The following is a 14682-nucleotide window of genomic DNA, read 5'->3' as shown; positions in this document are numbered from 1 at the left end:
GTTGATATGGACCTGGAGAAGTCGTCGCAGCCCGCGCCGCGTGAGTCGCCCGGGCTGCGTGGGATTCCCGCGCAGCCCGAGTCGCCCGTGGCGTCCGGTGCACATGGTGCGCACGGTGTGCCCGCGCGGCAGGACGCCGCTCCCGAAGGCTGCCTCGCCGTCGCCATCCGTATTCCGGTGCGGATCGTGGTGCTGGTGCTGGTCGTGCCGGTACGGATGGTGTGGGACGCGTTGGTCGTCGGTGGGCGTTTCCTCAGGGACGCGCTGTTCCGGCCGCTGGGGCGGGCGTTCATGTGGGTGTTCGCGCCTGTGGGGCGGGCGTTCGTGTGGCTGGTCGAGGGGATCGCGACCGTCGTCGCGTGGGTGCTGACCGGCTTCGGGTACGCCCTGGCGTGGCTGGGCAAGCTGGTGTTCGTCTGGCCGTGGGTGGGGCTCTGGCGGTACGTGGCCCTGCCGCTGGGCCGTGCCCTCGCCTGGCTCGGGAACGTGCTGCTCGTCGTCCCCGCCGTCTGGCTGTACCAGCGCGTGCTGACGCCCGTCGGACACGGAGTGGTGTGGGCACTGCGGGGGATCGGGGCCGGGTGCGCCTGGCTGTGGCGGGTGTCGGTCGTCGCTCCCGCCGGGTGGATCTACCGGGCGCTGCTCGCGCCGACCGGGCGGGGGTTCGCCTGGGCCGCGCTGGGGTTGTGGGGCGCCATCACATGGGCCGGCCGCGGTGTGTGGGCGGGCGTGACATGGGCTTCCCGGGGCCTCTGGGTCGGCGTCGTATGGGTCGCGAGTGGTCTGTGGGCCGGCATCACATGGATCGGCGCGGGGCTGTGGGCCGCCATGACATGGATCGGGCGTGGGATCTGGGCGGGGGTGACCTGGACCGCCATGGTCGTCGGGACGCTCCTGCGGTGGATCTTCGTCGTGCCCGCGGTCGCGCTGTGGCGCTGGGTGCTTGCCCCCATCGGGCGGGGCATCGCCGTCGTCGCCCGGGAGATCGGCGAGGCCCTGGGGCACGCGTGGCGCGTCGCCGGGTACATCTCCCTCGCCGTCGGACGCTTCCTCGGGCGACTCTTCCGGTGGATCTTCGTGGAGCCGGTGCGATGGGCGTACAAGTGCGTGCTCACCCCCGTCGGACACCTCGTACGGGACGCCGTCTGGCGGCCCGCCGCGGAGGCCGCCCGGAGCGTGGGCCGTACCACCCGGCAGGCCCTCGCGAGCGCCCGTGAGACGGCGCGGCAGACCCGGGCCGACATCCGGCGCATGCTGTTCGGAGCGCCGCGCGAACCCGAGCCGGTCGCCCTGTCCAAGCCCCGGAGCGAGCCCGAGCCGGTGCTACTGGCCAAGCCCGGCGGCGGCCCGCGGTCCGGGCCGGACCGCTCCCGAGGGGAACCTGTGGGCGCCGAGGCACGTACTCTAGGTAGCAGTACGACCGCTCTCACGAAGGACTGAACGACACTGGGCAAGCGACAGCCCGAAGGCCCGCCGCCCGCACCCGCGGTGCAGCGCATTCGTCTGCGCTACACCAAGCGCGGCCGCCTCCGGTTCACCAGCCACCGCGACTTCCAGCGTGCCTTCGAGCGTGCGCTGCGCCGCGCCGAGGTGCCCATGGCGTACTCGGCGGGGTTCACCCCACACCCGAAGGTGTCGTACGCCAATGCCGCACCCACCGGCACGGGCAGTGAGGCCGAGTACCTGGAGATCGCGCTCACCGACGCGCGCGACCCCGAGAAGCTGCGACTGCTCCTCGACGAGTCGATGCCTGTCGGGCTCGACATCATCGACGCCGTGGAGGCCCGTACGTCGGGTCTCGCCGACCGGCTCACCGCGTCCGTATGGGAGCTGCGCCTCGACGGCGTGACCCCCGAGGACGCGGAGCGCGCGGTCGACGCCTTCACGTCGGCCGAGACCGTCGAGGTCCAGCGAAAGATGAAGAACGGCATGCGCACCTTCGACGCCCGCGGCGCGGTCGTGAGCCTGGAGGCGCACACAGCACAACCCGAGGCACAGAAGTCACAGCCTGAGACGCACAGTCCACAGCCTGATAGGCCGACCGACCAGGCCTGTGCGATACTGCGGCTGGTTGTTCGGCACGTGACGCCTGCCGTTCGACCTGACGACGTCCTGTCCGGTCTCCGAGCTGTGGCCGACCTGGCGCCGCCGGTCCCCGCAGGGGTGATCAGGCTGGCGCAGGGGCTTTTCGATGAAGAGACCGGCACGGTGACCGACCCGCTCGCGCCCGACCGCGAGGCAGTGGCTGCCGCCTCACCCACGGCCGCGACCGCTGCCGCCGCGAAGGCGCCGGCGTAAGGAAGGTCCCGCGTAAGGACGTACGTCGAAGCGCCGCCCTCGTATCCGGGAGCCACCTGGTTCGGGCAGCGCACCGACCAGAAGACTTTCGCCAGGCCGTACGCACACATGGCGTACGGAACCGGCGAGACAGGACACAGAGAGCTCCCGTGCGGCGCCCGCGCCCCGGACGGCGGCACCGCGCATCGCGCGAGCCGCGGACGTCACCGGATCCGCGGCGCCCGGGAGCCTGACGGGAGATCCACCCGCATGCTCGAACCGACCGAACCCGCTGAGCCCTCCAAGGGCTCCGAGAACAGCACCCCCAGCGACACCCTGCCGCCGCGCAGGCGTCGTCGCGCCGCGTCCCGCCCCGCGGGACCGCCCGCCGGGAACACCGAGGGCGAGAGCGTGGCCGAGACCACCGCGCCGGCCATACCGGCCGTGAGCTCCACCGATCTCGCGACGGAGGAGCCGGAGGAGACCGAAGAGGCGGCTGTGGCCGCTGAAGCGGTGGCCCCCGAGAAGGCGGTCACTGAGACGTCTGTCACCGACGCGCCCGCGGCTGAGGCCGCCGCACCTGCCGTACAGGCGGAGCCCGCGGCCGACGAGGCTGCCCCGGCACCGCGTACGCGCCGTCGCGCCACCCGTCGTGCGTCCGCTCCCGCCGGTGCGCCGCAGGCCGCCGAGGCGGCTGAGAGCGCCGGGCCCGACGCGCCCGCCGTGACCGAAGAGGTCGTCGCCGCTCCTGCCGTACAGGCGGAGCCCGAGGCGCCCGCCGCCGAGCCCGTGGCCGAGGAGGCCGCTCCGGCGCCGCGTACGCGCCGTCGCGCCACGCGCCGCGCCACCGCACCCGCCGGTGCGCCCACGGAGAACAGCACCGAGGCCGCCGAGGCTGTCGTGACCACGACCACCGCCCCGGCCGCCGCCGAAGCCGAAGAGGCGCCGGCCGTCGAGGCCGAGGACGCCGCCCCCAAGGGCCGTACCCGCCGCCGGGCCACCCGTCGGGCCACCGCGCCCACCGGTGCGCCGCAGGCCGAGGCCGAGGTACCCGCGACGGCGCCCGCCGAGGCCGCCGCCGAGACCCCCACCGCGACCGAGCCCGTCGAGGCCGATGTCCGCGACGAGCGCAGGGAGGCCCCCGTGGCCGCTGCCAAGAACGACCGGGCCCCCGAGGCCGACACCACCACCGACGCCGAGGACGGCGCCCCGCGCCGCGCCCGCCGCCGTGCCACGCGCAAGGCCGCCGGAGGCTTCGCGGCGCCCCCGCCGGACAAGAGCGCGGAGACCGAGAAGGACTCCTCGCGGCGCCCCGCGCGTCCCGCGGTCGCCGTGTTCCAGGCGCCCGTCTTCACCGAGCCGATGTTCCAGACGCCGGAGCGCGCCGCGGCCGCCGCCGCTGCCGAGGCCGCCGAGGAGCCCGAGGAGGTCGTGGAGCCGGTCCAGGAGGCCCCGGCCCCCGTCGCCGAGGATGAGACCGGCGGACCGCGCAGGCGCCGCCGCAGGAAGGCCGAGGAGCCCGCCGCCCCCGTGGCGGAGGCCCCCGAGCCCGAGGAGGAGCCCGTCGACGAGGAGTCCGCGGAGGACACCGCCGACGACTCCGCCGAGGGTGACGACGGCGAGGAGACCGGTTCGCGCCGTCGGCGCCGCCGTGGCGGCCGTCGCCGCCGCCGGGGCGAGTCCGCCGAGGCGGACGGCGACTCGGGTGACGGAGACGACTACGCCACCGAGCAGTCCGACCGGTCCGAGCGCTCCGAGCAGGCGTCCCAGGACGCCGAGGACACCGCCGAGCAGACCGAAGAGGACGCCGAGGACGAGCGCGAGGACGCGGGCGGCTCCAGTAGCAGCCGGCGCCGTCGGCGCCGTCGTCGTCGCGCCGGTGACTCCTCCGGCGAGGCCGAGTCGGGCGACAACGACCCCGAGCGCACGGTCGTCAAGGTCCGTGAGCCGCGCAGCAAGAGTCAAGAGCGGGCCGACGCCTCGGACGAGGTGCAGTCCATCAAGGGCTCGACCCGTCTGGAGGCCAAGAAGCAGCGCCGCCGCGAGGGGCGCGAGCAGGGCCGCCGCCGCGTTCCGATCATCACCGAGGCCGAGTTCCTGGCCCGCCGTGAGGCCGTCGAGCGCGTGATGGTCGTCCGCCAGAGCGGCGAGCGCACCCAGATCGGCGTCCTGGAGGACGGCGTGCTCGTCGAGCACTACGTCAACAAGGAGCAGGCCACCTCGTACGTCGGCAACGTCTACCTGGGCAAGGTCCAGAACGTGCTGCCGTCGATGGAGGCCGCCTTCATCGACATCGGCAAGGGCCGCAACGCCGTGCTGTACGCCGGTGAGGTCAACTTCGAGGCGCTGGGCATGGCCAACGGCCCCCGCCGCATCGAGAGCGCACTGAAGTCCGGCCAGTCGGTCCTCGTGCAGGTCACCAAGGACCCGATCGGCCACAAGGGCGCCCGCCTCACCAGTCAGGTTTCCCTCCCCGGCCGCTACCTGGTCTACGTGCCCGAGGGCTCGATGACCGGCATCAGCCGCAAGCTGCCCGACACCGAGCGCGCGCGCCTGAAGACCATCCTCAAGAAGATCGTCCCCGAGGACGCGGGCGTCATCGTGCGCACCGCCGCCGAGGGCGCGAGCGAGGACGAGCTGCGCCGTGACGTCGAGCGGCTCCAGGCGCAGTGGGAGGACATCCAGAAGAAGGCGAAGGGCGGCAACGCGCCGACGCTGCTCTACGGCGAGCCGGACATGACCGTCCGCGTCGTCCGCGACATCTTCAACGAGGACTTCACCAAGGTCATCGTGAGCGGCGACGAGGCCTGGGAGACCATCCACGGTTACGTCGCCCATGTCGCCCCCGACCTGGCCGACCGCCTGTCGAGGTGGACCTCCGAGGTCGACGTCTTCGCGACGTACCGGATCGACGAGCAGCTCGCCAAGGCGCTGGACCGCAAGGTCTGGCTGCCGAGCGGTGGTTCGCTGGTCATCGACAAGACCGAAGCGATGATCGTCATCGACGTCAACACCGGCAAGTTCACCGGTCAGGGCGGCAACCTCGAAGAGACGGTCACCAGGAACAACCTGGAGGCGGCCGAGGAGATCGTGCGCCAGCTGCGGCTGCGCGACCTCGGCGGCATCGTCGTCATCGACTTCATCGACATGGTCCTGGAGTCCAACCGGGACCTGGTGCTGCGCCGCCTCCTGGAGTGCCTGGGACGCGACCGTACGAAGCACCAGGTCGCCGAGGTCACCTCGCTGGGCCTCGTCCAGATGACCCGTAAGCGGGTCGGCCAGGGCCTGTTGGAGTCGTTCTCCGAGACCTGCGTCCACTGCAACGGCCGTGGCGTGATCGTGCACATGGAGCAGCCGACCTCCGCCGGAGGCGGCGGCAAGCGCAAGAAGCGCGGCCGTGGCGGCGCCGACCAGACCCACGATCACGAGCACACGCACGACGCGGAGACGGCCGAGCCCGACGAGACGGAAGCCGAGGTCGCCGCGGAGGCCGCCGAGCCGGTCGCGCTTCCCGAGCCCGAGTTCGTACCGGACGAGGATCTCTACAGCAGTGCCGCCGAGGCGGAGGCCGCGGCCACGCGGGGCCGTTCGCGGCGTCGTGCCGGCAGGCGCGCGTCGGCCCCGGCGGGCGCGCCGAGGTCCGAGAGCCGCCGGTCCGAGCGTCGCTCGGAGGCTCCGACGGCCCAGTCCGTGACGTCGGAGGACGAGACCGAGCGTCCCGTGCAGCCCGAGCCGGCCGCCACCGCGCAGGCCGAGCCCGTCGCCGCCGAGGACCCGGTGGTCGAGGCCCCCGCGGCCGCGGCCCCCGCCGCCGAGGACGCCGCGCCCAAGGGGCGTACGCGCCGTCGGGCGACTCGCAAGGCCACCGCGCCCGCCGGTTCGCCCAAGGCCGCGGAGGAGGCCGTGGTGACCGTCACCGAGCCGGTCGCCGCACCCGTCGAGCCCAAGGCGGAGCCGGTCGCCGAGTCGCAGCCGGAGCCCGCCACGGACAGCGCCGCCCCGCCGCGGGCGCGCCGCCGTGCGGTCCGTAAGGCCACCGCTCCCACCGCGTCCGCGGAGACGGCCGTCATGGTCGTCCCCTCGGCCTCGGCGGAGGCTCCCGCGGAAGCCCGGACGGAGGCCGCCGAGGCGCCTGCCGAGGCCCCCGCGGAGGCGTCCGGCGACGGAGAGGCCCCGGCCAAGAAGACGGCCCGTAAGGCGGCCAAGAAGGCGCCCGCGAAGAAGGCCGCCGCGAAGAAGACGACGACGGCCAAGAAGACGGCCGCGAAGAAGACCGTGGCCAAGAAGACGGCGAAGACCGCCAAGACGGCCACGAAGTCGACGTCGAAGAAGACCGCGGCGGCGGAGCAGCAGACTCCGTCCACCGTCACGGCCTCCACCGACGAGGGCTGAGCACCCGCATAACCGAAGACGCCCCCTGGCCCGCGGTCCGACCGCAGGCCAGGGGGCGTTCGGCTGCTCGGACGACGGTCCGTCAGGGGAACTGAACTGCCATGATTTCCACCCGATTTGGTGGCTCCTGACATGTTTTCAGGAGTATCACGGTCATCACAATCACCCCCCGCCTCTTGGAAGGCGATCATCTACCTGTAAAACTCATGCAGTCATAGGCGTGAACACACGGGTGCGCGTTGGGGAGAACGTTCACACGTGTCAGGGGAGGGGATTGGAATGGCGCGCGTGCGCCTGAAGGGCACTGGGCGACACCGTGCCGTAAAGCCGGTCAAGGGCGGGCGCCAGGTCGTCGCGCTGGCCACGGTGCTGTCCGCGGCGGGCGGACAGGCCGTCATGTCGGCGGGTACCGCGCAGGCCGTGGACAACCCGGCGTGGACCGAGGGGCCGATCTTCAACGACCCGCTCGGCACGGCCGACGAGCAGACCGCGATCCGTACGAGGCTCATCGAGCTGACGAACGCCGCGCTGCCCGGCTCCACGATCAAGGTCGCCGTCTACCACGTGTGGGAGGCGTCGGTCGTCAACGCGCTCGTGGCGGCGAAGAACCGCGGCGTCGACGTGCAGGTGCTGCTCGACGAGTCCAGCATCAGCGACCGCCCCACCAACACCGCGTACGGCACGCTGGCCTCGGGGCTCGGCACGGACCGTACGCAGAGTTCGTACGTGGCGACCTGCCCGGAGAACAAGTCGTGCCTCGGCGACCCGAAGTTCGGGCAGTCGATCATGCACAACAAGTTCTGGCTGTTCTCGGCGGTCAAGGGCGCCACGAACGTGGTCGTCGAGACCACCTCGAACTCCACGCCGTCGGCGCACACCAAGTTCTTCAACGACGCGCTGCTGCTGCCGAACAACCCGACGATGTACGACGCGTACGCGGACTACTTCGACACGATGGTCGCGCAGGACTGGGAGTCCTGGAACTACCGCACGGTGAGCAACGGCCTCTACAAGGCGTACTTCTTCCCGCGGGCCGGCAACACCCGGGCCACCGACACGGTGTACTCGATCCTCAACAACGTGACCTGCAAGTACAAGGACACCGCGGGGGTCACGCAGTCGACCAAGGTCCGGGTGGCGATCTTCAAGATCACACGGCTGGCCATCGCGGAGAAGCTGGTCTCGCTGAAGAAGGCGGGCTGCTCCGTGAGCATCGTCTACGCGGAGTCGGACAGCGCCAAGAGCAGCGGTGGTACCGCGGGCACGTGGGAGAAGCTGCACACCACCGGCGGCCCGACCGTGCGCTGCTACAACGACGACCGGGACCCGCTGAACCCCGGCCAGAAGCTGTCGACGCCGTACATCATCCACTCCAAGTACATCCTCATCGAGGGCATGTACGACGGCGTGAAGAACAAGGTCAGCTTCACCGGCTCCGGCAACTACACGGGCCCGGCGCTGCGCGAGAACGACGAGTCGATCGTGAAGGTCGACGACGACGCCGTGCACGACATGTACAGGGTCCACTTCGACCGGGTGGCCAAGGCGGCCTATCCGGGCACCGCGGACACCACGGACCTGTGCAAGGGCGTGAAGCCGCTGCCCGACGACGGTGAGAAGCCGACCACGTAGGTCCCGCGCAGGTCCCGCGTACGTACTGGTCGGGAGCGGCCCCCGACCCGGTTTGACCCCCAGGTCGGGGCCCCGTAACCTTGACCCTCGGTGTGTTCACTGACGCACCGCATTCCCGTAAACCTCTTCCTCCCGGTGGCTCGCGCCCCGGGAGAGGCCGCCTGCTTTCCTCGGCGGCTGGACTGCGGGGATTCCGATTTCGAGCGAGAGAGAGATCCGCGTGTACGCCATCGTGCGCAGCGGTGGTCGCCAGCACAAGGTTGCTGTCGGCGACATCGTTGAGGTTGACAAGATTTCCACTGCCAAGGTTGGCGACACGGTCGAGCTCTCGACCCTGCTCGTTGTCGACGGCGACGCCGTGACGAGCGACCCGTGGGTCCTTGCCGGCATCAAGGTCCAGGCCGAGATCGTGGATCACCACAAGGGTGTGAAGATCGACATCCTTCGCTACAAGAACAAGACCGGCTACCGCCGTCGTCAGGGCCACCGCCAGCAGTACACGGCGATCAAGGTCACTGAGATCCCCGCGGCTGCGAAGTAAGGGACTGAGGAGAGATGGCACACAAGAAGGGCGCATCGTCCACCCGGAACGGTCGCGACTCCAATGCTCAGCGGCTCGGCGTGAAGCGCTTCGGCGGTCAGGTCGTCAACGCCGGTGAGATCCTGGTCCGCCAGCGCGGCACCCACTTCCACCCCGGCGCGAGCGTCGGCCGCGGCAAGGACGACACGCTGTTCGCCCTCGCCGCCGGTGCGGTGGAGTTCGGTACCCACCGTGGCCGCAAGGTCGTGAACATCGTTCCGGTCGCCTGACCGGATCTTTCGCGAGGCGGACCTCACTTCCCGTACGGGAAGCGGGTCCGCCTTTCGCGTGTTTTAACTGAGTAGTGATCACTGAGCGGCGAAGGCCGCCGGGTGATCATCGATGAGAGATTTCCGTACGTAACTGGAGGCACATCCCATGACCACCTTCGTGGACCGCGTCGAGCTGCATGTCGCCGCGGGTAGCGGAGGTCACGGCTGTGCCTCCGTCCACCGGGAGAAGTTCAAGCCGCTCGGCGGCCCGGACGGCGGCAACGGCGGCCGTGGCGGTGACGTGATCCTGGTCGTCGACCAGTCCGTCACCACGCTCCTCGACTACCACCACTCCCCGCACCGCAAGGCCACCAACGGCAAGCCCGGCGAGGGCGGCAACCGCTCCGGCAAGGACGGCCAGGACCTGGTCCTGCCCGTGCCGGACGGCACGGTGATCCAGGACAAGGCGGGGAACGTACTCGCGGACCTGGTCGGCCAGGGCACCACCTTCGTCGCCGCACAGGGCGGCCGGGGCGGCCTCGGCAACGCGGCGCTGGCCTCGGCCCGCCGCAAGGCGCCCGGCTTCGCGCTGCTCGGCGTGCCCGGTGACCTCCAGGACATCGTCCTGGAGCTGAAGACCGTCGCGGACGTCGCGCTCGTCGGTTACCCGAGCGCGGGCAAGTCCTCGCTGATCTCGGTCCTGTCGGCCGCCAAGCCGAAGATCGCGGACTACCCCTTCACGACCCTCGTCCCCAACCTCGGTGTGGTGACGGCGGGTTCGACCGTCTACACGATCGCGGACGTGCCGGGACTGATCCCCGGGGCGAGCCAGGGCAAGGGCCTCGGCCTGGAGTTCCTGCGCCACGTGGAGCGCTGCGAGGTGCTCGTCCACGTCCTCGACACGGCGACCCTGGAGTCCGACCGTGACCCGGTCTCCGACCTCGACATCATCGAGGAGGAGCTGAAGCAGTACGGCGGCCTCGGCAACCGGCCCCGTCTGGTCGTCCTCAACAAGATCGACGTACCGGACGGCAAGGACCTGGCCGAGATGGTCCGCCCGGACCTGGAGGCGCGCGGCTACCAGGTCTTCGAGGTCTCGGCGGTGGCCCACACGGGCCTCAAGGAGCTCTCCTTCGCCCTCGCCGGCCTGGTCGGTGAGGCCCGTGCGGCGAAGCCCGAGGAGGAGGCCACCCGTATCGTCATCCGCCCGAAGGCGGTCGACGACGCCGGCTTCACGGTGGTCCGCGAGGACGACGGCCTCTACCGCGTACGGGGCGAGAAGCCCGAGCGCTGGGTCCGCCAGACCGACTTCAGCAACGACGAGGCCGTCGGCTACCTCGCCGACCGGCTCAACCGCCTCGGCGTCGAGGACTCGCTCATGAAGGCGGGGGCCAAGCACGGTGACGGGGTCGCCATCGGCCCCGAGGAGAACGCGGTCGTCTTCGACTGGGAGCCGACGGTCATGGCCGGCGCCGAGATGCTCGGTCGCCGTGGCGAGGACCATCGCTTCGAGGCACCTCGCCCCGCCGTCACCCGCCGCCGCGAAAAGCAGGCGGAACGGGACGAGGCGGACAAGGAGTTCGACGACTTCGACCCGTTCTAGGCCGACCTCGGGGGCGCCGCCCCCTGAACCCCCACGGGTTTGTACGCGCACTGCGGACCGGTGGAGCCGTTCGCGCAGTTCCCCGCGCCCCTAATAGCGGGCCCGTCTCCTTCAGGGGCGCGGGGAACTGCGCAAGCAACCCGGACTTTCAGGGGTGCGGGGAACTGCGCAAGCAACCTGGCCATTTAGGGGCGCGGGGAACTGCGCGGGTAACCCCGACCCACCCGCACCAGAAAAGGCACCCGCACCAGAAAACGCACCCACCAAGGAAGAGGGCCCGGAGAATCTCCGGGCCCTCTTCCACGCTCGCTCCCCGCGGCAGCGGTTACGCGTTGACGGAGTCGTCCGCCTCGTTCGGGTCCTGCGCAGCCTCCTCGGCCGCGTCCTCCTTCGCGGAGCGCGGCGCGGGGATCTCCGCGGCGAGGCGGGACTCCATGCGTACGCGCCGCTCGTCGGCCAGGGTGCACAGGTCGTCGATCGCCGCATTGAAGCGGGCCAGCGACGGCGGGTCGGACGGGCCGAGCAGGTGCTCCTTGAGCTCGGCACGGGCCGCCGTGAAGTGGTCCTTCTCCGGGTGGCGGACCGACTCCAGAAGTGCCGGAACACCCTCGGCCTTCGGCGACAGGATGGCGCCCGCGGACACGGTCGGGAAGCCCGTGCGGAACGCCGCCTCGGACATCCCCGAGGTGTTGGCGACCGCGTACGGCTTCTCGCTCGACAGCCAGTCGGAGACGACCGACGAGACATCGCTGATCAGCAGGTCCGCCTGGTTGAAGCAGGCGAAGATGGCCGGCCGCGCGTCCGTGATGATCTCGTGCTCCCACTCCGGGAAGGACGCCCAGTAGGCCTTCTCCCAGGCCAGCGTGGCCTCGACGATGGCCGCCTCGCGGTCACCGCGCGGCGCGCCCTGGAGCAGCATCCGCTCCATCTCGTCCGCGCTCTCACGGAAGTCGGTGGACGTGAGCTTGTCCAACTCGGCCGTGCGGCGCGTCAGTTCGGCGGCGGCACCGGCGTCCGGACGGGCGCCCGACCGCTTGGTGTTGGCCTCGCGGATCATCGCCATGATGCGCTGGTTCGCGGCGCCCGCGCGCGGGTCGACGGAACCGGTCATCGGGTGCGGCTTGTAGAGGAGCCGTACGCCCTCGTCGGCGAGCAGCCGCTTCACGATGTTCTCGCCGGCCAGCACCACCGAGGTGTTGCCGGGGTTGCCGTCCCAGCCCTCCCACGTGGGGGCGTACAGCACGGTCGTGTACGTGCCCGTCGGCGCCCCGGAGTAGGGGCGGATCGGCGCCAGCTGCGGGCGGCCGACCTCCACGATGTCCTTGTCCTCGACGCCGACCTCGGCCAGCGCGTACCGCTCGCGCGCCGCGGGACCGGCCACCCACACCTCGTCGTACGCCTTCGCGTACGGGTTGCAGGAGGACAGCTTGTCGGACTCGCCGTGGTTGATGAAGGCGTGCTTGATCGTGGGGATGCGCAGGACCTGCGAGGTCTTCGCGGCGTTGGCCGGGTGCAGCATCATCTTCAGCGTCGAGTTCTCCAGCGAGAACATCGTCGAGACCTTGGGGAAGCAGATGACCGGGACGTCCGTGGCGTCGATCTTCTGCACCATGAAGCGCTCACGCAGCACGATCAGCGGCTTCGCGTCGACCGAGGAGAGCGTGGAGAGCCACATGTTCGCCTGGTACGCGGAGGTCGTACCGCCCGAGAAGTACATGGCGACGGTCGGCCGGTAGTCGGCCAGCCACTTGTCCAGCCACTCCATGACCTTCTGCTCGCTCTTGGCGCGCTTCTTCGGCAGCAGCCAGGTGGCGAGGTAGACCGTGCCGCCGCCGATCAGGACGAGCGCGATGCCGACGCCGATGGCGCCCCAGTACGCGTCCGTGGTGGCCGCGGTGACCATCAGGCCGGCCGTGGTCGGGATCGAGAAGGTGAGCAGACGGTGACCCGGGCGACGGGCCAGGACGCGCGGCGGGGCGGCGCTCAGGCGCAGCGCGGACGCGTCGATGTTGCGGGTGACGATCGGCAGCGTACGGGTGCGGCGGACCACGACCGCGGCGGCCTGGCAGGCGAAGTGCAGGGCGTAGAACACGCACATCGCGATCAGCAGCGGAGCCTGCTCGCGCGTCGGGTTGATGCCCTCGATCCGCAGGAGCCCCACCAGGATCAGCATGTCGCGGAGCAACTGCCGGACCGTGACGTCGAAGCGGACCTTGCCCAGGAGCGAGAGCAGACCGGGGTCCCGGTACTGCAGGAACACGTCGAGGGCGAGCCCGGCGGCGCTCGCGGCGATGAACACCGGGACGTTCGGCAGCAGAGCGGAGACGATCTGCGCCGTGAAGAGCGCGAACATCGAGAGCAGCGCGGACAGCTGCACGATGCGGCGGGGGGCGAGTCCGGCGGAGGGCACGGAATGGGCTCCTGCGAGGGATGCGACGGATGGGGGGAAACAGGGGGTCGGCCTCGTCATGCCTCGCAAATCCCCGCGATTTCTCGCGGATCCTCGTGCGAGCGGGAAGCCGATCCCTGACCGTATGACTTCGGCGGGCCCGCTAGCAATCTTGCGTGAGATCATTCACCGTATTTCGGGGTAAAAAGACTGGAACCTGTGAGGTGGTTCTCTCGTCTTCCTCGCTCGGGTCTCCCGCGGCCCCCGCGCCGTCCGCCACTCGAAACGCGGCGGCGCCGGCCACCCTCGGTCACGTAGATTGCACAGACCGGGCTGGTCGGAACATTGGGGTACAGCGTGTCAGCGGCAAGGCAGGCGGCAGGGCGGGCGGCAAGTCAGGCAGAGGTACAGGCGGCGAGGCCGGGTGTGGCGGAGGCCCGCAGGATCGTCGTCAAGGTGGGCTCCTCTTCTCTGACCACCGCGTCCGGAGGTCTCGACGCCGACCGTGTGGACGCCCTCGTGGACGTCCTCGCCAAGGGCCGCAGCGGCGGTGAGAAGGAGATCGTCCTCGTCTCGTCCGGTGCCATCGCCGCGGGCCTCGCCCCGCTGGGCCTGCGCCGCCGTCCCAGGGACCTCGCCCGCCAGCAGGCCGCCGCCAGCGTCGGCCAGGGCCTCCTGGTCGCCCGCTACACCGCCTCCTGCGCCCGCTACGGCGTCCGCGTGGGCCAGGTGCTGCTCACCTCCGACGACATGAGCCGCCGCGCCCACCACCGCAACGCCTCGCGCACCCTCGACAAGCTCCTGGCGATGGGCGCCCTGCCGGTCGTCAACGAGAACGACACCGTCGCCACGGACGAGATCCGCTTCGGCGACAACGACCGGCTCGCCGCCCTCGTCGCCCACCTCGTCCGCGCTGACCTGCTGGTCCTCCTCTCCGACGTGGACGGGGTGTACGACGGCGACCCCGGCAAGCCCGGCACGTCACGGATAGCGGAAGTGCGCACCCCGGCCGACCTCTCGCACGTCGACATCGGCAGCGCGGGCAAGGCGGGCGTCGGCACCGGAGGCATGGTCACCAAGGTCGAGGCGGCCCGTATCGCGGCAGCGGCCGGGATCCCCGTGGTGCTGACGAGCGCGGTGCACGCCGCCGACGCCCTCGCGGGCCGGGACACCGGTACGTACTTCCACTCCACGGGCCGCCGCTCCGCCGACCGGCTGCTGTGGCTCCAGCACGCGTCAACCCCGCAGGGCGCCCTCACCCTCGACGACGGGGCCGTGCGCGCGGTCGTCGAGCGGCGTACGTCCCTGCTGCCGGCCGGAATCGCGGCCGTCGAGGGCGACTTCGCCGCGGGCGATCCCGTCGAACTGCGCGACAGCGCGGGGCGGGCGGTCGCCCGGGGGCTGGTGAACTTCGACGCCAAGGAGATCCCCCAGCTGATCGGCCGCTCCACGCACGAGCTGGCCCGCGAGCTGGGTCCCGCGTACGAACGCGAAGTCGTACACAGGGACGATCTGGTGCTGCTCCACCCGTAAACGGCCGAAAGGAAGGCCCCCGCCGGTGGACGTTCAGTAAAACCGTCACACGGAGGCTTCCCAC

At 71.1% G+C, this 14682-nt stretch carries 9 protein-coding genes; 8 read left to right on the top strand and 1 reads right to left on the bottom strand.

Annotated features, from left to right (window positions below):
• The first annotated feature begins 6 nt into the window (after positions 1-6).
• The 7 genes from ACN20J_RS17830 to obgE all read left to right on the top strand — a co-directional run bounded on the left by ACN20J_RS17830 (position 7) and on the right by obgE (position 10696).
• Positions 7-1440 (top strand): hypothetical protein, encoded by a 1434-nt coding sequence (locus tag ACN20J_RS17830; protein ID WP_419666286.1) that lies wholly within the window; start codon positions 7-9, stop codon positions 1438-1440.
• 48 nt (positions 1441-1488) lie between these two features.
• Entirely contained in the window at positions 1489-2298 is an 810-nt protein-coding gene (locus tag ACN20J_RS17825; protein WP_419666285.1) for a TIGR03936 family radical SAM-associated protein, read from the top strand.
• 249 nt (positions 2299-2547) lie between these two features.
• The gene (locus ACN20J_RS17820) at positions 2548-6669 is read left to right on the top strand and encodes an Rne/Rng family ribonuclease (RefSeq protein WP_419666284.1); all 4122 of its coding nucleotides are present in this window, start codon (positions 2548-2550) and stop codon (positions 6667-6669) included.
• Between the two features lie 279 nt (positions 6670-6948).
• The gene (locus ACN20J_RS17815) at positions 6949-8301 is read left to right on the top strand and encodes a phospholipase D-like domain-containing protein (protein ID WP_189837870.1); all 1353 of its coding nucleotides are present in this window, start codon (positions 6949-6951) and stop codon (positions 8299-8301) included.
• Between the two features lie 220 nt (positions 8302-8521).
• A complete protein-coding gene (gene rplU, locus ACN20J_RS17810) occupies positions 8522-8842 on the top strand; it encodes a 50S ribosomal protein L21 (RefSeq protein WP_006374708.1) in 321 nt (106 codons plus the stop codon).
• A gap of 14 nt (positions 8843-8856) precedes the next feature.
• A complete protein-coding gene (gene rpmA, locus ACN20J_RS17805) occupies positions 8857-9111 on the top strand; it encodes a 50S ribosomal protein L27 (protein WP_006374707.1) in 255 nt (84 codons plus the stop codon).
• Between the two features lie 148 nt (positions 9112-9259).
• Positions 9260-10696, top strand: a complete 1437-nt coding sequence (obgE, locus tag ACN20J_RS17800) for a GTPase ObgE (protein ID WP_189837871.1) — start codon at positions 9260-9262, stop codon at positions 10694-10696.
• A 325-nt stretch (positions 10697-11021) separates the two neighbouring features.
• Here the strand turns inward: obgE and ACN20J_RS17795 are convergent, their stop codons facing one another.
• On the bottom strand, positions 11022-13106 hold the full coding sequence (locus tag ACN20J_RS17795; RefSeq protein ID WP_419666283.1) for a hypothetical protein: 2085 nt from the start codon (positions 13104-13106) through the stop codon (positions 11022-11024).
• A gap of 405 nt (positions 13107-13511) precedes the next feature.
• Between ACN20J_RS17795 and proB the strand changes: the two genes are divergently transcribed.
• Positions 13512-14618 (top strand): glutamate 5-kinase, encoded by a 1107-nt coding sequence (proB, locus tag ACN20J_RS17790; protein WP_361919590.1) that lies wholly within the window; start codon positions 13512-13514, stop codon positions 14616-14618.
• Positions 14619-14682 lie beyond the last annotated feature (64 nt).

Source organism: Streptomyces sp. 2-1 (assembly GCF_048564895.1).
Classification (GTDB): Bacteria; Actinomycetota; Actinomycetes; order Streptomycetales; family Streptomycetaceae; genus Streptomyces; species Streptomyces phaeochromogenes.
Note: the sequence above shows the minus strand (reverse complement) of the source record. Positions and strands in the feature narration are given on the sequence as shown.